The sequence below is a fragment of the Paraburkholderia haematera genome, assembly GCF_905220975.1.
Classification (GTDB): Bacteria; Pseudomonadota; Gammaproteobacteria; order Burkholderiales; family Burkholderiaceae; genus Paraburkholderia; species Paraburkholderia haematera.
Genome location: NZ_CAJNBK010000029.1, coordinates 44,286 through 65,646, shown reverse-complemented (window position 1 = coordinate 65,646; position 21,361 = coordinate 44,286). Strand labels below are relative to the sequence as shown.

Annotated in this window: 19 protein-coding genes; 13 read left to right on the top strand and 6 right to left on the bottom strand. The window is 63.7% G+C overall.

The window, feature by feature from the left end; translation table 11 throughout:
* Positions 1 to 133: 133 nt before the first annotated feature.
* The gene (gene mnmC, locus KHO23_RS30490; RefSeq protein WP_211616128.1) at positions 134 to 2,101 is read right to left on the bottom strand and encodes a bifunctional tRNA (5-methylaminomethyl-2-thiouridine)(34)-methyltransferase MnmD/FAD-dependent 5-carboxymethylaminomethyl-2-thiouridine(34) oxidoreductase MnmC; all 1,968 of its coding nucleotides are present in this window, start codon (positions 2,099 to 2,101) and stop codon (positions 134 to 136) included.
* 415 nt (positions 2,102 to 2,516) lie between these two features.
* Between mnmC and KHO23_RS30485 the strand changes: the two genes are divergently transcribed.
* Positions 2,517 to 2,795, top strand: a complete 279-nt coding sequence (locus KHO23_RS30485) for an HU family DNA-binding protein (RefSeq protein WP_006050811.1) — start codon at positions 2,517 to 2,519, stop codon at positions 2,793 to 2,795.
* A 135-nt stretch (positions 2,796 to 2,930) separates the two neighbouring features.
* Here the strand turns inward: KHO23_RS30485 and KHO23_RS30480 are convergent, their stop codons facing one another.
* The gene (locus tag KHO23_RS30480) at positions 2,931 to 4,247 is read right to left on the bottom strand and encodes a GTP-binding protein (RefSeq protein WP_211616160.1); all 1,317 of its coding nucleotides are present in this window, start codon (positions 4,245 to 4,247) and stop codon (positions 2,931 to 2,933) included.
* 143 nt (positions 4,248 to 4,390) lie between these two features.
* On the bottom strand, positions 4,391 to 4,837 hold the full coding sequence (locus KHO23_RS30475) for a lytic transglycosylase domain-containing protein (RefSeq protein ID WP_211616126.1): 447 nt from the start codon (positions 4,835 to 4,837) through the stop codon (positions 4,391 to 4,393).
* Between the two features lie 517 nt (positions 4,838 to 5,354).
* Between KHO23_RS30475 and gspD the strand changes: the two genes are divergently transcribed.
* The 3 genes from gspD to gspF are packed head-to-tail and all read left to right on the top strand — an operon-like array spanning position 5,355 to position 10,529.
* Entirely contained in the window at positions 5,355 to 7,760 is a 2,406-nt protein-coding gene (gspD, locus tag KHO23_RS30470) for a type II secretion system secretin GspD (RefSeq protein ID WP_211616124.1), read from the top strand.
* Positions 7,757 to 9,307: a type II secretion system ATPase GspE gene (gspE, locus tag KHO23_RS30465; RefSeq protein WP_211616122.1), complete on the top strand. Its 1,551-nt coding sequence runs from the start codon at positions 7,757 to 7,759 to the stop codon at positions 9,305 to 9,307. Before gspD ends, gspE begins: the two co-directional genes overlap by 4 nt.
* A gap of 4 nt (positions 9,308 to 9,311) precedes the next feature.
* Entirely contained in the window at positions 9,312 to 10,529 is a 1,218-nt protein-coding gene (gspF, locus tag KHO23_RS30460) for a type II secretion system inner membrane protein GspF (protein WP_211616121.1), read from the top strand.
* A 205-nt stretch (positions 10,530 to 10,734) separates the two neighbouring features.
* Here the strand turns inward: gspF and KHO23_RS30455 are convergent, their stop codons facing one another.
* Complete coding sequence (locus KHO23_RS30455; protein WP_211616119.1) at positions 10,735 to 11,148, bottom strand: type II secretion system protein N; 414 nt, start codon at positions 11,146 to 11,148, stop codon at positions 10,735 to 10,737.
* A gap of 260 nt (positions 11,149 to 11,408) precedes the next feature.
* Between KHO23_RS30455 and gspG the strand changes: the two genes are divergently transcribed.
* The 8 genes from gspG (at position 11,409) to KHO23_RS30415 (ending at position 18,390) form a co-directional block, all read left to right on the top strand.
* Positions 11,409 to 11,873, top strand: a complete 465-nt coding sequence (gene gspG / locus KHO23_RS30450) for a type II secretion system major pseudopilin GspG (protein ID WP_211616117.1) — start codon at positions 11,409 to 11,411, stop codon at positions 11,871 to 11,873.
* Positions 11,874 to 12,052: 179 nt separating this feature from the next.
* On the top strand, positions 12,053 to 12,631 hold the full coding sequence (locus KHO23_RS30445; RefSeq protein ID WP_211616115.1) for a GspH/FimT family pseudopilin: 579 nt from the start codon (positions 12,053 to 12,055) through the stop codon (positions 12,629 to 12,631).
* Position 12,632: 1 nt separating this feature from the next.
* Complete coding sequence (gspI, locus tag KHO23_RS30440; protein WP_211616113.1) at positions 12,633 to 13,049, top strand: type II secretion system minor pseudopilin GspI; 417 nt, start codon at positions 12,633 to 12,635, stop codon at positions 13,047 to 13,049.
* Positions 13,027 to 13,704, top strand: a complete 678-nt coding sequence (locus KHO23_RS30435) for a PulJ/GspJ family protein (RefSeq protein ID WP_211616111.1) — start codon at positions 13,027 to 13,029, stop codon at positions 13,702 to 13,704. The genes gspI and KHO23_RS30435 overlap by 23 nt, the downstream gene beginning before the upstream one ends.
* Positions 13,705 to 14,585: 881 nt before the next feature.
* Positions 14,586 to 15,638 (top strand): type II secretion system minor pseudopilin GspK, encoded by a 1,053-nt coding sequence (gspK, locus tag KHO23_RS30430; RefSeq protein WP_236067054.1) that lies wholly within the window; start codon positions 14,586 to 14,588, stop codon positions 15,636 to 15,638.
* 28 nt (positions 15,639 to 15,666) lie between these two features.
* Positions 15,667 to 17,088, top strand: coding sequence for a type II secretion system protein GspL (gene gspL / locus KHO23_RS30425; RefSeq protein WP_211616109.1), 1,422 nt, complete (start codon positions 15,667 to 15,669; stop codon positions 17,086 to 17,088).
* The gene (locus tag KHO23_RS30420) at positions 17,085 to 17,588 is read left to right on the top strand and encodes a type II secretion system protein M (RefSeq protein ID WP_211616107.1); all 504 of its coding nucleotides are present in this window, start codon (positions 17,085 to 17,087) and stop codon (positions 17,586 to 17,588) included. The genes gspL and KHO23_RS30420 overlap by 4 nt, the downstream gene beginning before the upstream one ends.
* A 22-nt stretch (positions 17,589 to 17,610) precedes the next feature.
* Positions 17,611 to 18,390, top strand: coding sequence for a type II secretion system protein N (locus KHO23_RS30415; RefSeq protein ID WP_211616105.1), 780 nt, complete (start codon positions 17,611 to 17,613; stop codon positions 18,388 to 18,390).
* Between the two features lie 40 nt (positions 18,391 to 18,430).
* On the opposite strand, the gene KHO23_RS30410 is transcribed toward KHO23_RS30415, so the two are convergent.
* Complete coding sequence (locus tag KHO23_RS30410) at positions 18,431 to 19,999, bottom strand: efflux transporter outer membrane subunit (protein WP_211616103.1); 1,569 nt, start codon at positions 19,997 to 19,999, stop codon at positions 18,431 to 18,433.
* Between the two features lie 183 nt (positions 20,000 to 20,182).
* Complete coding sequence (locus KHO23_RS30405; protein WP_211616101.1) at positions 20,183 to 20,557, bottom strand: hypothetical protein; 375 nt, start codon at positions 20,555 to 20,557, stop codon at positions 20,183 to 20,185.
* Positions 20,558 to 20,809: 252 nt separating this feature from the next.
* Between KHO23_RS30405 and KHO23_RS30400 the strand changes: the two genes are divergently transcribed.
* Positions 20,810 to 21,352 carry a MarR family winged helix-turn-helix transcriptional regulator gene (locus KHO23_RS30400; RefSeq protein WP_211616099.1) on the top strand — a complete coding sequence of 181 codons (543 nt, stop codon included), beginning with the start codon at positions 20,810 to 20,812 and terminating at the stop codon, positions 21,350 to 21,352.
* The last annotated feature ends 9 nt before the right edge of the window (positions 21,353 to 21,361 follow it).

Below are 21,361 nucleotides of genomic sequence, written 5' to 3'. Positions count from 1 at the left end.
CGATTTTCGGCGGCGGCAAAGTTACCCCGTTTACGTCCACAACGGTTCCACATGAGTTGCGCCGGTAAACGATGCGGTTATCCACACGTTTCAGTGGATAACTTTTCGCGTCACGGAGGTTCGGCGCGCGCAGTTAACTCGCCGTGCCATGGCGCAACGCGCGTAAGAGGAAGCGAGCAGGATCGATGTCTTCGGCCAACTCCCGTTCGAGCGGCCATGGCTCACCTTCGATTTGCGAGGCGATCAGCTCGGCACCCAGCGCGGCCCATACCAGACCGCGCGACCCGTAGGCGAATGCGCCGTACAAGCCGTCGACGCGTGGCAAATCAAGCGGCCAGGCTCCACGCAGGCGATGGGCGTCGCGGGTCGAGGCGGCTTCGTCGGCGAAGTTGCCGACCATGGGCATCCGGTCGCTCGTGACGCAGCGAAACGCCACGCGTCCGGCGAGCGCCGCCGCGCTTGCCGGATCCACGATGCCGTCAAAGGCCGGCAGCATCTGCCCGACACGCTCGAGGTTTTCCAGATGACCCGCCGGTCGCAGCGAGGCATCAGGGTCGTCAAGTTCGTAGGTCGCACCGGTCAGCGTGACGCCGCTGGCGAGCGGGACGGCGTAGCCTTCGCCGATTACCGGCATAGCGAGCGGGGGGACGGTGCCCGGTGGCAGCAAAGTCAGCTGGCCGCGGATGCTGCGGGTCGGCGCGTGCCGTAAACCGGCGATGCGTGCGGCCTCGTGTGCGCTTGCGACAACGATAACCGGCGCACGCGCGACGACCTGCCCTGTTGCGTCGAAGACGGTCCATTGATTCCCGGACCGTTCGAGGTGCGCCACCTCCACGCCGAAGCAGCGTTCAAGCAGCCCGCCCGCCGCCGCGCACTGCGCGGCGCAAAGCGACGCCGGGTCGATCCAGCCGCCGTGGGGAAAGAGCCAGCCGCTGCGCGCGAGCGGCATGCCCGCAAATCGTTGTGCTTCGCTCAGCGATACGGGCGTCACGTATTCGGACGGGTAAGCGAACGCCGCGATTGCCTCGCTCATCGCGCGTGCTTCTTCGTCGTCCGCGGCGATCTGCAAGAGCCCCGGCGCGCCACGCAATGGACGGTGACCCAGGCGTTCGAGCGTTGCCCAGCGTCTGAGCGTGTAGAGAAAGCCCGCGCGCGTGACGCGCGAAGCGACGCTGTCGTCGCGCGAGATCATTGGATGGAACACGCCGGCCGGGTTGCCCGAGGCGTCCTGAGCCACCGACGCGTGCCGTTCCAGCGACGTGACGCGCCAGCCGCGCGAGATCAGCCGCTCGATCGCCGCGCAGCCGGCGAGCCCGGTGCCGATCACGATCGCATGTCGTTCGTCGACTTCAAGCGGCGTGGGCGGTTCATAGCGGCGTACGCGCCAGCGTGGCGCGAAATGGCCGACCAGCATCGCGCGTTTCCAGCCGAAGCCGTCAACTTTTTGGTACACAAAGCCGTTTTGCGTCAGCGCACGTTTGATTTCGCCGGCGCTGCTATAGGTCGCGAACGTGGCGCCCTCACCGGCTACCCGGGCGAGCGCTTTGAAGATCGCGGGCGTCCACATTTCAGGGTTCCTGGCCGGTGCGAAGCCGTCGAGATAGAACGCGTCGGCGCGCAACCGCAACGCTGACAGGCTGTCCAGCGCATCCGCGAAAACAAGCGTCAGCGTGATCCGTCCGCCCTCGAATTCGAGCCGGTGCGTGCCGGGAACGAGCATCGGCCACTCAGCGGCCAGCGTTTGCGCCAGCGCGGCAATTTCCGGATCCGAAATCGTCGCCGCATAAACGCTGCGCAAATCGGCCTGAGTAAACGGATGCTTCTCAGTCGACACGAAGTGCAGCCGCTCGCAGTGCGCCGGATCGGCACGCCAGGCAGCCCAAGTGGTCAGGAAGTTGATGCCCATGCCGAAGCCGGTTTCGAGCACGGTGAAAATGCGGCGCCCCTGCCACCGCTGCGGCAGCTCATTACCGCGAAGGAAGACGTACTCAGCCTGTTCGAGACCGCCGACGGCGCTGTGATAGATGTCGTCGTAGAGCGGTGAAAACGGCGTGCCGTTGTCGCGGAAAGCGAGGACGGCGGGGATTAGCGGATCGGTCATGCGCGGCGGAAATTGACGCTAGAAAGAGCGGGTCAGACGTTACCGCCAGCGCGCGCAGCTCGCCGGGCGGCGAAAAAGACGCGCGTAACGTTGGAAAAAACCAACGCTAAGCCCCGTCCATACTGGGTTTCAGCCTTCTATTGAGGTCGATGACGAGGAAAAACAAGGGTTTCTCCCCGATATCGGCCCCGGAACCGCTTAATTCTTTGAAACCCTTGTCCTGATTGGGTTTGCGCTGCGCTATCATAGCAAGCGCCGCGAAGGGAGCGGCAGCACGGCCGCGGGGCAGTCAACTACCCCGTGCTAATTGTCCGGAGGGGATCCGGAGCCGCAGCTGCTCGACGGTGCGGCCCGCGCACGTATAATCGGCGCGTTCGCGCTGTTCGTGTCAACCTAAACTCAGAAAGGAACCTTAATGAACAAACAGGAACTGATCGACGCCGTCGCAGGACAGACCGGCGCCAGCAAGGCTCAAACCGGTGAGACGCTGGACACGTTGCTTGAAGTGATCAAGAAGTCTGTGTCGAAGGGTGATGCGGTCCAGTTGATCGGCTTCGGCAGCTTCGGTTCGGGCAAGCGCGCAGCACGTACGGGTCGTAACCCCAAGACCGGCGAGACTATCAAGATCCCGGCCGCCAAGACCGTCAAGTTCACGGCTGGTAAGGCGTTCAAGGACGCAGTCAACAAGCGCTAAGCAGATTACTGCCTGGCAGTTGACACCCGCCAACGGCGGGTTTTTTTTCGTCTGCGTTTTCCTCTGGCATTAGTGATTAGCAGCGACGGGCGTCGCGGCTAATCACTCGGCACGAGCCCGAAGGGCCGTTCAAGCTCAATCGTGACGATGCACGATCTCGCCGTGGCCGTGCCCGTCGTGGTCATGATGATCGTGGTCATGGTCATCCTCGTCGAAGTCCCATGCCGGGAACGGATCGGCGAAGTGTTGCCACGCCTGCGGACCCGCCGCATATTCCTCATCGTTTACGAGGCACGCGTCGAGCTTCGCTTTCCAGACCGCCGCGTCGATGCCGACGCCGATCATCACCAGTTCCTGGCGGCGATCGCCGATACTCAGATCGTCCGGTTCGCCATACCAGTCGGCGGCAATTTCGGCGGCCAGCTCGTCGTCGCCGTCCGGCCATTCGCTGCGATCCTGGGCGGCCCACCACATCCCCGCCGGACCATGGCGGCAAGCGCCACCCGCCTGCGACAGCGAACCGGCAATGTCGTTACGTGTGGCGAGCCAGAAGAAGCCCTTGCTGCGCAAGATGCCCTTCCATTCCTGATGCAGCAGCGCCCACAGGCGCTCCGGGTGAAACGGCCGCCGCGCACGGTAAATGAAATTGCCGATGCCAAATTCGTCCGCTTCGCCGTGATGCGCATGGCCGTGTTCATGGTCGTGCTCATTTTCATGATTGAGCGACGCCAGCCAGCCCGGTGCGCTCGATGCCTCGTCGAAATCGAAACGTCCGGTATTCAGCACTTCGGCAAGCGGTACCTCGCCAAAACGGCTTACCACCTGTACGGCGCGCGGATTGATGCGGGCGAGGATGCGCTGCAAACGCGTGAGCTCATCGGCGCTCACCAGATCGACTTTGTTCACCACCAGCACGTCGCAGAATTCGATCTGCTCGATCAGCAATTCGACCAGCGTCCGATCGTCCTCGTCAGTCGCGGCGAGGCCCCGTTCGGAGAGCGCGTCGGCTGAACCGTAGTCGCGCAGAAAGTTGAACGCGTCGACCACCGTGACCATCGTATCGAGCTGCGCGACATCGGACAGCGACGCGCCGTCGTCGTCGACGAAGGTGAAGGTTTCGGCAATCGGCATGGGCTCGGCCACACCGGTCGATTCGATCAGGATCGCGTCGAAGCGCTGTTCGGCGGCAAGCCGCTTGATCTCGACCCGCAAATCGTCGCGCAACGTGCAGCAGATGCAGCCGTTCGACAGCTCGACGAGCTGCTCTTCGAGATGCGAGAGGGCGGCGGCATCGCGCACGAGCGTTGCATCGATATTGACGGCGGCCAGATCGTTGACGATCACCGCGACGCGCAGACCGGCACGATTCGCGAGGATGTGGTTCAGGAGCGTGGTCTTGCCGGCGCCCAGAAAACCGGAGAGCACGGTGACGGGCAATAGCGGCTGGTTCATCGCAGTACGGGAAGACAAGAGGATTGGAGGGCGTGCCGGGCTTGGAGTCGCATGATTCCGGGGCCCGAAGAGGGCCGAACGCCGACGGCAGCACGAAGCCGCATTGTGCATCAAACGGGGAACGGCCGCGTGGCGGGAACGGCTCAGTGCCCAGCCGGCATCAGATTCCACTTGCGCAGGATCGCGGCGATCTGCTGCGCGTATTTGTCACGCAGCGCCGGCGTTTCGGAGTGGTACGCGCCAACCGCCTGCCAGGTATTGCCGTACTTGTTCATCTGGCGGCGCAGATGCCATGCCGCGATGTAGACGTTCTTGCAAGGCTGCATCAGCGTGCCTTGCGAGATACCGTACTGGGCTAGCGTAGGCAGATGGATCGAGTTGATCTGCATGACGCCGTAGTCGGTCGATCCGTTGGCGTTCTTGTGCAGCGCGTCCGGCCGATTGTGCGACTCTTGCCACGCAATTGCGCGCAGAATCAGGGGGTTGACCTTCTGATATCCCGCAGCCTCGTCAAAGCAATCGGCGCGCGCGGACCCTGCTGCGATCAGCATGGCAAGCCCTGCGGCGACGGTGACGAAGGTTCGTTTCATCAGTCAAGACGACTAATCAAATCTCAAGGGTAAGGTTTGGTAAGGCAATGCACCGGCCATACTTCTGCCGCTGCGCGCCGGTGAGCGCTCACTGGCCGGGCTTTTGCCGGGTATCGGGGAAAACCCGCCTCGGCAAGTCGCAACCAGCACCTCGAACGCCTCGTATCATACCGGCAGGCTCATATGCGTCAAGTTGGCTAACCGACATAATCGAGCGTAAAACGAAGCGCTTTTGCGGCCCAACACACAGAAGCTCATTTGCTTTCAATTGCTTGACAGTCTGTGGCGGTCTTTAGAGGAATCGCACGGCGCCGTTTCTTTTGTGACAAATCCGACATGAAAAACTGTTACTGTTCATTTTTTTCGGACATTGGATGTCTGGCATCCGGGACGTTGACCGCCCGTGAGGCTGGCTGGCAGACCGACAGGGCGGCGGCCTGCTCAAATGTTCGCACTGCATGACCGTCGACGGCTGCGGCCGTCGGCATCGATCCCACATTCCATGAGAAGAAATCGTATGGCATTGCGTCGCGTCGCAACGGCGCTGCTGGTGGCTGGATTGATCACCGCGCAGACAGCACAGGCACAGGTGACACTCAACTTCGTGAACGCCGATATCGACCAGGTGGCCAAGGCGATCGGGGCGGCAACCGGCAAAACGATCATCGTCGACCCGCGCGTGAAAGGTCAGTTGAACCTCGTGTCGGAGAATGCGGTGCCTGAAGATCAGGCGCTGAAGACCCTGCAATCCGCGTTGCGGATGCAGGGCTTTGCGCTGGTGCAGGACCACGGCGTGTTGAAGGTGGTGCCCGAGGCCGATGCCAAGCTGCAAGGCGTGCCGACTTATGTCGGCAATACACCGGTTGCACGTGGCGATCAGATCGTCACACAAGTGTTCGCGCTGAAGAACGAATCGGCCAATAACCTGCTGCCCGTCTTGCGTCCGCTGATCTCACCGAACAATACCGTGGCGGCCTACCCGGCCAACAACACGATTGTGGTGACCGACTACGCCGACAACGTGCGGCGTATCGCGCAGATCATCGCGGGGGTCGACACGGCTGCGGGCCAATCGGTGTCGGTGGTGCAGTTGAAGAACGCCAACGCGATCGACATCGCCGCGCAATTGACCAAGATGCTCGACCCCGGCGCGATCGGCAGCACCGATGCGACGCTGAAGGTGTCGGTCACCGCGGACCCGCGCACCAACGCGCTGCTGATCCGTGCCTCGAACGGCGGGCGGCTCGCGGCCGCGAAGCAGTTGGCAAAGGAACTCGACACGCCGACCACCATGCCCGGCAACATGCACGTCGTGCCGCTGCGCAACGCGGACGCGACGAAGCTCGCGAAGACCCTGCGCGGGATGCTCGGTAAAGGCGGCGACACCGGTTCGTCGGGTGGTTCGAGCGAAGCGAATTCGTTCAACCAGAGCGGCGGTGGTGGGCTGGGCAGCAATTCGACGGGCCAGTCGGGTACGCCGCCGCTGCCGTCGGGTGGGCTGAATAGCAGTTCGACGGCGTCGCCGATGGGTGGCAGTGGTGGAGGATACGGCTCAAGCGGCGGTTCCGGTTCCGGCGGCCTGCTCGGTGGGGACAAGGACAAGGGAGACGACAATCAGCCTGGCGGCATGATTCAGGCGGACTCTGCAACCAACTCGCTGATCATCACGGCGTCCGACCCGGTGTACCGCAACCTGCGATCGGTGATCGACCAGCTCGACGCGCGGCGTGCGCAGGTCTATATCGAGGCGCTCATCGTCGAGTTGAACTCCACTACGAACGCGAATCTCGGCATTCAGTGGCAGATCGCGAACAATTCAGTTTTTGCTGGCACGAACCTGTCGACCGGCTCCAGCAACAGCATCGTCAATCTGACCGCGGCCGCCGCGGCAAACACGGCCACCGGCGGTCTCGCCAGCGCGCTCGGCGGCGGGGCGCTCCAGCAGGGGCTCAACGTCGGGTGGATACACAACATTTTCGGTGTGCAGGGACTCGGCGCGCTGCTGCAGGCGCTATCGCAGACCGCCGACGCAAACGTGCTGTCCACGCCTAACCTCATCACGCTCGACAACGAGGAAGCCAAGATCGTGGTCGGCACGAACGTGCCGATCCAGACGGGTTCGTATTCGAACCTCACGAGCTCGACCGCGAGCCAGGCGTTCAATACTTACGACCGTGTCGATGTCGGTCTGACGCTGCACATCAAACCGCAGATTACCGACGGTGGGATTCTCAAGCTGCAGCTCTACACGGAAGACTCGGCGATCGTCAACGGCACGACCAACGCGACGACCAACCCGGCCGGCCCGGAATTCACCAAGCGTTCGATCCAGTCGACGGTGCTCGCCGACAACGGCGAGATCATTGTGCTGGGCGGGCTGATGCAGGACAACTACCAGGTCAGCAACAGCAAGGTGCCGTTGCTTGGCGATATCCCATGGATCGGCCAGTTGTTCCGTTCGGAACAGAAAACCCGCAACAAGACCAACCTGATGGTGTTCCTGCGCCCCGTGATCATCAGCGATCGCGATACCGCGCAGGCCGTGACGTCGAACCGCTACGACTACATCCAGGGTGTGCAGGGCGCGTACAAATCGGACAACAACCTGATCAAGGACAAGGACGATCCGGTGGTTCCGCCGATGCCGCTCGGCCCGGCCGAGGGTGGTTCGCCCGCGATGAACCTGTTTAATCTCGACCAGATGCGCCGTCAACAGATGGCGCCGCCGCCCGTTTCCGGTACGGCGCCGGTCATGAATGGCGGTGCGGTGCAGACGAATCCGGTGACGAGTGGCGGCGCTGCGCAGACGAATCCGGTGACGAGTGGCGCCGCCGTGCAGACGAATCCGGTTATGAATGGCGGCCCTGTACAGACGAACCCGATGCCGGCGCCGTCCAAGGCGTCACCTGGAGTGCAGCCGTGAGCACGCCGTCCACGCCGCCGTCAGCCTCAGGATCGCCGGCAGCGACGAGCGCCTCGGCGATGGCGCCCGCGGTCGTGGCGGAGCATGCCGAACGCATCGCGCCGTCGGGGGTCGCTGCGCGCCTCGTGCCCTACGGCTTTGCCCGTAGCGGCCAGATTCTGGTCGCGCATCAGCACGCCGACGGCCTCGAAGTCTGGATCAGTGAACGCACCAGCGACGCGGCGCTTGCCGAAGTCGCACGCAACTTCGGTGCGTTGTCGGTGACGCGTGTGCCGGCCGACCAACTGGCCCAGGCGATCAACCAGGCCTACGCGCGCCAGGACGGCAGCGCGGCACAGGTGGTCGGCGAAGTGGAAGGTGAAGTCGATCTGTCGCGTTTGATGCAGGACATTCCCGAGGTCGAGGATCTGCTCGAGTCGGAAGACGACGCGCCGATCATCCGCATGATCAACGCGCTGCTCACGCAAGCGGCACGCGAGCAGGCCTCGGATATTCACATCGAGCCGTTCGAGACTTCTTCTGTGGTGCGCTTCCGTGTGGACGGCACGCTGCGCGACGTCGTACGGCCGAAAAAGGCGCTGCACGGCGCGCTGATCTCACGGATCAAGATCATGGCGCAGCTCGACATTGCCGAGAAGCGTCTGCCGCAGGACGGCCGGATTACGCTGCGCGTGGGTGGACGTCCGGTCGACGTGCGTGTCTCGACGCTGCCCACCGGCCACGGCGAGCGCGCGGTGCTGCGTCTGCTGGAAAAGGACGCCTCGCGCCTGAACCTTGAAGCGCTCGGCATGGCGCCCGATACGCTCGTCAAGTTCGACAAGCTGATCGGCAAGCCGCACGGCATCGTGCTGGTGACCGGTCCGACCGGCTCGGGCAAGACGACCACGCTGTACGCGTCGATGTCGCGGCTCGAAACCGCGACCACCAACATCATGACGGTCGAAGACCCGATCGAATACGACCTGTCCGGCATCGGCCAGACGCAGGTCAACGAGCGGATCGGCATGACCTTCGCGCGAGCGTTGCGCTCGATTCTGCGGCAGGACCCGGACGTCATCATGATCGGTGAAATCCGCGACCTGGAAACCGCGCAGATCGCGGTGCAGGCGTCGCTCACAGGCCACCTTGTGCTGGCGACATTGCACACGAACGATGCGGCCTCCGCGGTGACCCGTTTGACCGATATGGGCGTCGAACCGTACCTGCTGGCGTCGTCGCTGCTCGGCGTGCTGGCGCAGCGGCTAGTGCGGCGCCTGTGCCCGGTGTGCCGCGAAGAGCGCGTCGAAGAAGATGGCAGCGTGCGCTGGCATCCGGTCGGCTGCGACAGGTGCGGGCAGTCGGGCTACGCAGGCCGGCGCGGCGTCTATGAACTGCTGCTGATCGACGATGAAATCCGCACGCTGGTTCACCGCAACGCATCCGATGCGGAAATTCTGGCTTCGGGCCGTGCGCAAGGCATGCGCACGCTGCGCGAGGATGCGGACCGTTGGCTCGCCTCCGGGCTGACGTCGCTCGAAGAAGTGATCCGCGTGACGGGCGGAGCATAAGGTCATGCCGGCATTTCGTTTCGAAGCGATCGATGCGGCGGGCAAGGCGCAAAAAGGTGTGCTCGACGCGGATAGCGCGCGTGGCGCGCGGACCAATCTGCGTTCGCAAGGACTGACGCCGCTCGTCGTCGAACCGGCTGCGACGCGCACACGTGGCGAGCGCAATCAGCGCTTGTCGCTGGGACGGCGTTTGTCGCAGCGCGAGCAGGCGATTCTCACGCGCCAACTGGCCAGCCTGCTGATCGCAGGCTTGCCGCTCGACGAAGCGCTTTCGGTGCTGACCGAGCAATCGGAGCGCGACTACATTCGCGAGCTGATGGCGTCGATTCGCGCCGAAGTGCTTGGCGGCCATTCGCTCGCGAATGCGCTGACGCAGCATCCTAAAGACTTCCCCGAGATCTATCGCGCGCTGGTGGCCGCCGGTGAGCATACCGGCAAGCTTGGCCTGGTGCTCTCGCGACTCGCGGACTACATCGAGCAACGCAATGCGTTGAAGCAGAAGATCGTGCTCGCGTTCACGTATCCGGCGATCGTGACCCTTATCGCGTTCGGCATTGTCACGTTTCTGTTGAGCTATGTGGTGCCGCAAGTGGTGAACGTATTCGCCAGCACCAAGCAGCAACTGCCCTTCCTCACCATCATGATGATGGCGCTGTCCGGTTTCGTGCGGCACTGGTGGTGGGCCATGCTGATCGGCATCGCTGCGCTGGCGTATCTGGTCCGCTCGATCCTGAAGCAGCCCGGCCCGCGCCTCGCATTCGACCGGTGGCTATTGACCGCCCCTCTGCTCGGCAAGCTGGTGCGCGGCTACAACACGGTGCGCTTTGCCAGCACGCTCGGCATTCTGACGGCAGCGGGCGTGCCGATTCTGCGCGCGCTGCAAGCCGCCGCCGAAACGCTCAGCAACAACGCGATGCGCGAGAACATCGACGATGCGATCGTGCGTGTGCGCGAAGGCACGTCACTATCGCGCGCGCTCGGTAATACGAAGACGTTTCCGCCGGTGCTGGTTCACCTGATCCGTTCGGGTGAAGCGACCGGCGACGTGACCACCATGCTCGACCGCGCGGCCGACGGCGAAGCACGCGAGCTGGAGCGTCGCACGATGTTCCTGACGAGCCTGCTCGAGCCGCTGCTGATTCTGGCGATGGGGGGCGTGGTGCTGGTGATCGTGCTGGCGGTGATGCTGCCGATCATCGAGTTGAACAACCTGGTGCAGTAAGGCGGAGAGGTTTTCCGATCGCGCGGTGGCAGCGGTTAATGTTGCAACAACGGTTGCAACAACGGTTGCAACAACGGTTGCAGCCACTGTTGCAGCCACTGTTGCAGCCACCGGTGGTAACCCGGATTGTCACCGCTGTGACAATCGCAGGTGGCAGCCGTGGCAGCGGCCGCGCAATCAGCTGAAGCCAGGCACAACGCCTGAATTAGCGGACGTAGATGGTGGGACCTGCCGGATTGGCCGGCAGGAACACTTCGGAATGCGCGCCATTGCGGTCGATGATGATCGAGCGGGCGCGGACTTCGGAGAGTTTGGCGCCTTGCATGAGGGCGCTGCCGATCGACACGGCATGTGGCGGTTCGCCGCCGACGCTGACGATGGCTGCGGCGCCTTCGCTCAAAGCGAGGATGCCGAACAGATGCACGTCCTGGTTGGCGCTGCGGGTGAGCTGGCCGCCGAACAGCGTGGCGGCCTGTTCGGTCGAGACCTGCGCATGCGCGGCGGCAGCGGGCAACGGCGCGCCGGACGTCGTGGAGAGCGTGATGACCCAGTAGGTCAGCGTCGCGCAAAACACGGCGAACAGCGCGAGCGACAGAAGGCGGATTTGAATGGCGTTCATGCGCATATTGTACGGACTATTGTGAAAATTGCGTTGGGGGAAAGTGCCTTAACCTGGCGCTTCGCGCCAGGCCCCCGAGGGGAGACGATCCCCCAAGGGGACTGCCTGCTGAGCGGAAACTTTGGGGGCCTGGCGTTTTCTCGCAACCCTTCAACACCATGACATTAAAATGACCGGCCGGGCGCGTTCAATGACACCCTGATTGGCTGACACGCGAGTCCCGCCGGATCGAAAATTTCACCTGAAAGAGGTAGCAAGCTATGCAACTGTCGACCACACGACGTATTGAAATCGCGGCTCCGCGCAGCCGTCGTCAGCGCGGTTTCACGCTGATTGAAATCATGGTCGTGATCGCGATTCTGGGCATTCTGGCCGCATTGATCGTGCCGAAAATCATGAGCCGCCCGGACGAAGCGCGGCGCGTCGCCGCCAAACAGGACATCGGCACGGTCATGCAGGCGCTGAAACTCTATCGTCTGGACAACGGCCGTTATCCGACTCAGGAGCAAGGCCTGCGCGCGCTGATCGAAAAGCCGACCACCGACCCGGTGCCGAACAACTGGAAGGATGGCGGTTACCTCGAACGTCTGCCGAACGATCCGTGGGGCAATACCTATCAGTATCTGAACCCGGGCGTGCATGGTGAAATCGATGTGTTCAGCTATGGCGCGGACGGTAAGCCGGGTGGCGAAGGCAATGATGCCGACATCGGTTCGTGGCAGTAGTCCGGTAGTTCAGTCGTTCTGCAGTTGTTCTGCAGTTGTTCTGCAGTTGCTCTGCAGTTGCTCATTAAGCGCCGTTGATTGTCAGGCGTGCCGGATCGCCCTGCTTCCTCGCGATCCGTCGCGCGTCTTATCGACGTATTGTTTTTCTGATCTTTAGTTGATCGTTCGTGGCCGGCACTATGCGACTGTCCGCTTGCAAGTCCCACGTGGACACTCTGTGTACGGCCTCGCTGCCGGGCACGGCGTGCGACCGCGCACGCGTGCGCGGACTGCGGGGCGCCCGCGGTTTCGGTGCAGGCGGCCCGAAGCGTGCGGCGGGCTTCACGCTGCTGGAAATGATGGTGGTGCTGGTGATCGCAGGCATTCTCGTATCGCTAACAGCACTGACGATGACCCGCAATCCGCGCACCGATCTGAACGAAGAAGCGCAGCGGCTCGCGCTGCTGTTCGAATCGGCCGGCGACGAAGCCCAGGTGCGTGCACGGCCGATCGCATGGCAACCGCTCGACGGCGGGTTCCGTTTCGATTTGCGTACTGAGGACGGCTGGCGTCCGCTGCATGACGACCTGCTTGGGCCGCGCAATTGGGAAGGTGGTGTGACTGGCGTCACGATCGATTACCCGGGGTCGGACTCGCACCCGAGCCGAGTCGTGTTCGGTACCGAGGCGATCGACGTGCCCGTACAGATCACGTTGTTTTCGGCAGCGGGGCGCGCGACGATCGTCGGCACGGGCAACGGCCGCTATGAGGTGCACTGAGATGCGTCGTTGCAAGGATGTGGGCGCGCGCGAATCGCAGTGTGATTCGCAGCGCGGTTTTACGATGATCGAAGTGCTGGTGGCGCTGGCGATCATCGCGATTGCGTTGGCGGCGTCGTTGCGCGCGGTGGGCAGTCTTGCGAGCGGCGAAGCCGACTTGCATCGACGGCTGCTGGCGGGATGGAGTGCGGACAATACGCTGGCGCAATTGCATTTGACGCATGGCTGGCCGAACGTCGGCTCGACGAGTTTTGACTGTTCGCAGGGCAATTTGCAGTTGATCTGTACCGAGCATGTGACGGCGACGCCGAACCCGGTGTTTCGTCGAGTGGAAGTGATGGTGACGATGCCTGGGCGTTCCGGCAATCTCGCTCAGATGGTCACGGTGGTCGCGAATGAAAACAACCGTTCGCTGTAAGCGCCGCGGCCGATCGGGCGCGCGTGGTTTCACGCTGATCGAGCTGCTGGTCGCGATTGCGATCATGGCGGTGATTGCCGTGTTGTCGTGGCGCGGGCTGGACCAGATCATTCGTGGCCGGGAGACGATTACGAACGCGATGGAAGACGAGCGCGTCTTTGCGCAGCTATTCGACCAGATGCGGATCGACGCGCGGCAGGCCGCGTCGGATGACGAGTCCGGGCAGGCGGCCGTGTCGGTCAGCGGCAGCGTGTTGCAAATCGTGCGGGAGACAGTGTTGCCGGGGACGGCGCCACGCTTGCAGGTGGTGAGGTATCGCGTGTCCGAGGGGCGCGTGATCCGGTATGCGTCGCCGCCGCTCGGGAATGTGGGCGAGTTGCGGAGTGCGCTGCGCGGGGGCGAGGGAAGTGGCTGGACGGCGGTGCCTTTGATGGGCGGTGTCGGTGCTATTTCGGCTCGTGTTTATGTGCCGAAGGTCGGCTGGACCACGCAGATGAAGGATGTGCAGAGTGCGATTACCGAGAACGACAATAATTTGAAGGTGCCCCAGTTGGGGAATGCGCCGCTGCCGCGGTCGGTGACTGGGCTGGAAGTGAGTGTCGGGGCTAAGTCGTTGGCGCGGCCTGTTATGCGGGTTTTTCTCGTCGGAGAATGAGTATGAAGTTCTCTTTTTTGTCTCCGCGACGATTGGGTTCTTTGGTTGTGGTGTCTTCGCGACGCTCTTTGGCTGGATGTCTGCGGCAGGGCCTTTGCTTCGGGGTTTTGCCCGTGTGGCGGGTTAGTCTGCGCTCTTGGGGTGTTGTTGGCCTTTCCTTGTTTTCTTATCGGTCTATTAGCGTTCCCCCTGTGCGGGGGGGCACCTACTTTTCTTTGCCTGCCGCAAAGAAAAGTAGGCAAAAGAAAGCGGCTCAAACCGCTAATGCTAAGCGGGTCCCCCGCGCAGTTAACGGTAGTGGTGCATCTGGAATCGGTGCCCTCGCACACTCAGCCTTGGTGACAAGGCCGTCATCCGTTCCGGCGGCGCTGCGCGCGCCGAGCGGTACTTCACAAAAAAGGCCGGGTGCGTCTAGCGCCTGCGCACGAGCCGGCACTTCCTCCGGCGGTTCTGATACCTATGCTCTGGTCGGCGCTTCCTCTGGCACCTACGCCTCGATGGGCACTGTCTTTAGTGCGTCTGGCGGGCGCGTCCTGACGGACCCCACCCCTCTTAAACGAAGCCAATGGTTATCAAAGCAGGCCTTTCCGGCGAGCGCGCGGCGCGAGGCGGGAAGAATGACTGCCTTGTCACTTCGGGTTGAGGATGTGGGGGCACAGATTCCAGATGCACCACTGCCCCCTCCGAGCTGGGGGACCCACTTAAGAGTTAGCGGTTTGAGCTGCTTTCTTTTGCCTACTTTTCTTTGCAGCAGGCAAAGAAAAGTAGGTGCCCCCCCGCACAGGGGGAACGCTAATAAACCGATAAGAAAACAAGGAAAGGCCAACACCGCAGGCACACAGACAAAACACCAACCGCAGACAAACCAACGCGGCGCAGCCATCATCAGCGCCCTACTAGTAGTCGCGCTATCAGCGATCTTAGTATCAGGCATGCTCTGGCGCCAGCAAGTCCAAATCCGCAGGATTGAAAACCAGCGCCTCCTATCCCAGGCGCAATGGGTCGCCCGAGGCGCACTGGACTGGACGCGCCTGATCCTCCGCTCGGAAGGCGACACCTCAGCCGGCATCACCTATCTAGGCGGCCTATGGGGCGTCCCCATCGCCAAAACACGCCTGTCTGATTTCCTTGGACAAATAGGCGAAGTCAGAGCCGAGCAAGGCCAGGAAACCTACCTCTCAGGCTCAATCGAAGACGCCCAGTCCAAATTCAACCTCCGCAATCTGGTATCGAGCCCCGCGCCCGGCATCATGCAACTGAACACGGAACAGATCGGCGCCTATCAGCGCCTGCTCGTGTCCCTCGGCGTCAACAGCCAGCTGGCGAAAGCCACCGCCGTGCAGGTACGCACAAGCCTCGCCCAATCGGCGACACGTTTTCAGACGATCACGTCCACCACGGGCACGACGAGCACGACGGCGGCCCCGATCACCGCGGGCGGCGGCGCCACCGGCGGCAGCTTCACCGACAAACCCGGTATCGAAGACGGCGACGACAACGCGGCGGTCGCGCCGCTGCAAATGACCAGCGTCGATTCGCTGCTCGATATCCCCGGCTATACGCCGGACATGATCGCGCGCCTGCGCCCGTTCGTTACCGTGCTGCCGACAGTGTCGGCGGTCAACATGAATACGGCCTCCGCAGAAGTCGTCGCGGCAATCGTGCCGGGCATGAGTCTGTCCGCCGCGCAAGCCTTCGTCGCGCGTCGGCAGACGGTGTTTTTCCATAACGTCAGCGATGTGCAACTCGCCTTGCGCGGCGCCGGCCTTCAGCAGGTCCAGATCGACCAGAATGATATGGACGTCAATTCGAACTACTTTCTGATCCACGGCCGTGTGCAGCACGAACGCGCGGTAGTGGACCGCACGACCCTCGTCTATCGCGACGCTTTGACTCACACTACGCGTATCGTGCGGATACAAGACCAACTATGAATAACGCCTTTCCCAGAGAGAGTGGCCTTTGAGCACGCTGATCGTTCTATTGCCGCCGCGTGATCCGGCGGTGCCGTCGCAGGAATGGCAACTGCCTGAGTTGCCGTTCCTCCTGCTCGACAAGTCGGGCCGCACCCAACGCGCGGGCCGCTCGGCGCTCGCGCTGCTGCCGCGCGCCTCGTCGACGGTGCTGATGGTCGCCGCCCGCGACCTGCTGATGATGCCGGCCAAGCTGCCGCCCTTGCGTGGCCCGCGGCTGCGTCAGGCTTTGCCGAATATCGTCGAGGATCAGCTGATCCAGGACCCACAAACCTGTCACATCGCCGTCGATCCGCAGCCGGTCGCGGGCGGCCAGCAGTTGCTCGCGATCATCGACCGCGGCTGGTTCCGCTTCATCTGCGAAGGCTTTGCCGCCGCCGGCCACCGCAGCCTGCGCGCCGTGCCGGTCACGCGCTGTCTGCCGCAAGCCGCCGCGCTCGACACGCTCGCCGAAGTCGCGGAAACGGTCAACGCGGGCGAGCCGGTCATGGCGGGCTCCGCGAGCGTGGCGACGTCGCTGCCGGGTGTCGCGCCGGTGGTGGCGCCAGGCGTCGCGCCGGCGGTGCCGATGGTGGCGGCCGTGCTCGGCGCCGTTGTTCAGACCGCGCCTGCGTTGCTGCTTGAGGGCGCAGTCGAAAGCGCCATGACCAACGGTGCCCCGCGCGTTGAACTGGCGATCGCGCGCGGCGTGCAGGGTGAGGGGCTGGCGGTGCCGGCCAGCGCGGTGAACGCGACGCTTGGCGCGCTCGCCGGCGCAGCGCCGGTCTCGCTGTACATGCTGACGGAAGTGCCCGGCAACGAGCCGAGTCTCGCTGCAACCAGCCCGGCCAAGCTCGCCGCCTACGTGCACGGGGCCAGCCCGTTGCCGTTCGAGCAACTCGCGCGCCGCGCGCTGGCGTGCCGCTTCGACCTGTGCCAGTTCGAGTTTGCCTCGCAACCGTGGCGGCTCGACCGCGCGACGCTGCGGCGTCTGCGGCTGCCGGTCACGCTGGCGGTCGGCGCGCTCGTGATTGCGATTGTCGGCGCGAACGTGCAGTGGCTGATGCTCTCGCGCCAGCGCGACGCGATCAACACGCAGATGACCGAGCTGCTCCTCAACACCTTCCCCAAGACGACGGTCGTGCTCGATGCGCCCGATCAGATGTCGCGCCAGTTGCAGCAGTTGCGGGTGGCGGCGGGTGAACTGTCGCCGGACGATTTTCTGTCGCTCGCCGATGGCCTCGCGCGCTCGTTGGCGCCGGTGCCGGTCAACGGCATCGCCGCGCTCGACTATCACGACCGGCGCCTGGATGTGACCTTCAAGCCCGAGGTGAAACTCGATCCCGATTTCGCCAAACGCCTCTCGCGCAACGGTCTCACCGGCGCGATCGACAGTAACACCGGCAAGTGGACCATCAGGAACGGACAATGAAAGCTGAACTCGCCCAAAGCTGGGCTGGATTCTGGGACCAGCGCACCGAACGCGAAAAAACGCTGCTGGCGTGGGGCGGTGGGGCGCTAGCCGTGGTGATCGCGTGGTCGGTGCTGTGGGCGCCGGCGCAGGATGGCCGCGCGCATCTGCATGAATCGCTGCCCAGCTTGCAGCGTCAGTTGGCACAGATGACCGCGCAGTCGAATGAAGCGCGCCAGCTCTCGGCAGCGGCTCAGGGTGTCGCGCCGACCGGCGCCGCGCTGAAGGACGCACTAAGCGCATCGCTCAGCGATCACGGCCTTGCCGCGACCCAGGTGCAGGTGATCGGCAACGCCGTGCAGATCCAGATGAAGAATGCGTCGTTCCCCGCGTGGACGAGCTGGGTCGACGACGCGCGCAAGCAGTTCAAGGTGCAGGTCGCCGAGGCGCACGTGAGCGCCCTGAAGGAAGACGGCCAGGTGGATCTGACGGCGTCGTTGCAGCCGTCTACCGCGAAATGACCGCGCCGTTACAGGATCTCGCATGACTTACTGGATGCGGCGCCTGCGCGTCGCGCTACCCTGGCTGGCGATCGCGGTGCTGGCGAGCGTGGCCGTGATGCTCACCTTGTTGCCGGCGGCCTGGATTACACCGCAGTTCGCCAAACAGACCCATGGCCACGTCAATCTGGTCGATCCCGCCGGCTCGCTGTGGCATGGCTCGGCCACGTTGATGCTCGCGGCCGGTTCCGACATGAGTGCCGCGACCCTGCTGCCGGGGCGGATCGAATGGCGCACGGCGTTCTGGCCGCTCTTCACCGGCCGTGTACGGATGATCATGCGGCACAGCGAAGCGATGCCCGACCCGATCACCGTCGACGTCACCCCGCGTACCGCCACCGTGACGCCGGGCGCGATGGCAGTACCGGCTTCGCTGCTGAGCGGCCTCGGTGCGCCGTTCAATACGCTCGATCTGCAAGGCAACGTGCGCCTCGCATGGTCCGATTGGCGCACCTTCAATCAGGAGGCGTTCGGCCAACTGACCGTGACGCTGAACGACGTCAGTTCGCGCGTCTCGCTGGTCAAGCCGCTGGGCTCTTACCGTCTGCTGTTCCAGGCGCAGGGCGCGTCGTCCACGCTGGATCTGGCGACCCTCAAGGGACCGCTGATGCTGACCGGCAATGGCAGTGTGTCCGCAGCCTCGACTTCGTTTCAAGGGACCGCCAGCGCCGCCCCGGAAGCGCGCGACAACCTCGCGGGACTGCTGAATCTGTTGGGGCGGCCAAGCGGACCAGACACGGTCGCATTGACGTTCGTGCACTGAGGCGCGGGTTGGTGCGAGAGCCGGTGCGAGTTTCGCGCGCCTAGTTGCTCGGCGCCGGTTGCGGCGCGGCCCCGCTTTGCGCCACAGGCGTCACCGCCGATGCCGGTAGCGGCGCCGGCGCGGCCACATCGCCCGTTTCGCGGTTCATTTGCGACGCGTCCCAACCACCGCCAAGCGCCTTCACCAGACCCACCGACGAAACCATCCGCTGCCCGGCGATGGTCTCCAGCTTCAGCTCCGCCGTGAAGGCGGTGGTCTGTGCGGTCAACACATTGACGTAGCCGACCGTGCCCGCCTTGTACTCGTTCGTGACAATGGCGAGCGCCTGGCGCGCCGAATCCACCGCCTGCCGCTGCACGACAATTTCCTGTTCAAGGATGCGCTGCGAGGCGAGATTGTCCTCGACGTCCTGGAAGGCCGCCAGAATCGTTTGACGATACGCTGCGACGTCCTGATCGTAAGCAGCGCGAGCCGCTTCGGTCTTTGCCTGACGCAAGCCGGCATCGAAGATCGTGCCGGCGAGTTGCGGGCCGAGCGTCCAGAAGCGCGACGGCGCGGTCAGCAACTGCGAGAACACCGAACTTTGGAAGCCGCCGGTGGCCGATAAGGTCAGCGACGGGAAGAACGCGGCAATCGCCACGCCGATCTGTTCGTTCGCCGCGGCGGCTTTGCGCTCAGCCGATGCGATATCCGGGCGCCGTTCGAGCAGCGCCGACGGCATCTGCGCGGGCACCGCGGGCGGCGTGGCCGTGAGCGGCATGGGCGGAATCGAGAAGGTCGAGGCCGGTTCGCCGACGAGTACGGCGATCGCGTGCTCGTCTTGTGCGCGCTGCACGCCATTGTCGATGGCGGCCGCTTGTGCCGATTGCAACTGCGTTTGCGCCTGAATCACGTCGGAGCGTGCGGCGACGCCCGCCGCGTACTGGTTCTGCGTGAGCTGCAACGAACGCTCATAGGCCGCGACGGTGTCGTCGAGCAGCTTTTGAGTGGAATCGAGCGCGCGCAATGAGAAGTAAGTTTGCGCAAGCGTGGCCTGAGCGGACAGCCGCGCATTCGCCAGATCAGCTGCGGCACCTTGCTGGCCGGCCTTCTGCGCATTCACCGAGCGCGTGACCGAGCCCCACAGATCCGGCTCCCAGCTCGCGTCGAGTTGCAGGTTGAAGCTGTTGCTGACGCCGGAGCGGCTCGAGGCGGTGCTCGAGTTGCCACTGGACGATGAACCGTTGCCGGAGCGCGTGGCGCCTGCCGATGCGCCGACGGTCGGGAAATACGCCGCGCGCGCCTCGCCGACCAGCGCACGTGCCTGGCGATAGGCGGCGGCAAATTGGGCGATGGTCTGGTTCGACGCGTTCAGCTTGTCTTCGAGCGCGTTGAGCTGCGGGTCTTCGTAGAGGGTCCACCAGTCGCCGCGGTCTTGCTGATCGGCTGGCTGGGCGACTTTCCAGCCGGGCGCGGCTTCCTTGTAGGAAGCGGGGATTTCGGCTGCGGGCCGCTTGTAGTCGGGGCCGACCGCACAACTGGCCAGCAGGGTGGCGAGGGCCGCCCCTACTGCGATAGTCAGGGCGCGGGGCGCAAGCGTCCGCGCGCGCGAGATTCGATCAAACTGCATGCAATGGATTCCTTCTGGACGCCCCAGTGCGGCCGATAGCGGCACTGCCGGCCGGGCGAGATCATGGCTCTGCCGGAATGTTAGCGTATGGGGCCGCATGGGCGCGGGAAACTGAAAGGGTAATGCGGGGGGAGGCGGAGGTGTGTTACTTAGGGTGTCGGGATGGTTACGCGCTGTTACGGATCAGACGCGCGAATCCGACGCGGTAGTCTGCCGGGCCAGCTTGCCAGCCGCCGCCCGGCACGGTGCATCACCTCGCGTGTGGCAGGCGCCAGCGGGGTTCACGGGGATGGCCGGGATGCCATTGGGCGCCGGGATGACACTGCTGCCGACAACCGGCAATCCCTCCAGTTCGGCTGGGACGGCCTGAGTCCCCTTCTGCCCCCGCCGATGCTCGACCCACGCTAACGCCGCGACCCCCACCGATCCACCGGGCAGCACGAACAGCACCGCGAACAACGCCAGTTTCCACCAGCGATGCGGCCCTTGAAAGCTGCTCAGCGCGGAATCGGTCAGGGAGCGGCTCAAGCCGCCAAGGGTGTTTTTGAGGTACAGCATCGGGGAAATCCTTTGCGCACGGCGCCATGGCGGCGTGCAGACAATCGGTCAGAACATGGTCTCGGGTGGCGCGGGTCGCGCGTAACTCGTTGCCTACAATAATATTGACTATGCAATCAAATTTCAAGATACTTTGCTTCGCTTGCAATGGCGGTGTTGTTTTTTGCGCGGTTGGCGCGACGCGAATCCAATTTGACTTGTCTGCTTAGGCAGCTAGAATTCGTTCTGCTTGACGATGTTCCCGGATACACGATGACTGACGGCCCCTACAAAGCGGACGAGATTCACCTCGAATCGAGTCTTGGCTATTACCTGACGAAAGCGCGAAACGTGCTTGTCGAGCGAATGGACCGTGCGGTCAAACCGTTGGGACTGACCGCCCAGCAGATCGGCGTGATTCTGATGTTGTCCGCGCAACGCGCGAACACGCCGTTCGAGTTGTCGCGCGCCATGTCATACGACAGCGGATCGATGACGCGCTTGCTCGATCGCCTTGAAAAGAAAGGCTTTGTCGTACGTACGCGCAGCGACGCCGACCGCCGGATGGTCAAGCTGGAACTGACGCCGCATGGCCGCGAAGCCGCGCAGCAATTGCCCAGTCTGGGCGCCGCCGTGCTGAACGAGCAGTTGCGCGGATTTTCCGAATCGGACCACGCCGCCCTGCTCGATCTGCTCGGCCGTTTCATCGCGAATGGCATCGGTGCGGGGGCAAGCGCCGCTTGCGGACTTGGACCGTCGCAGGAATTGGTGGATGCATCACCCGAAGAGCCGTCGTCAGATCACGGCGGGCAGTAATCAAGAGGC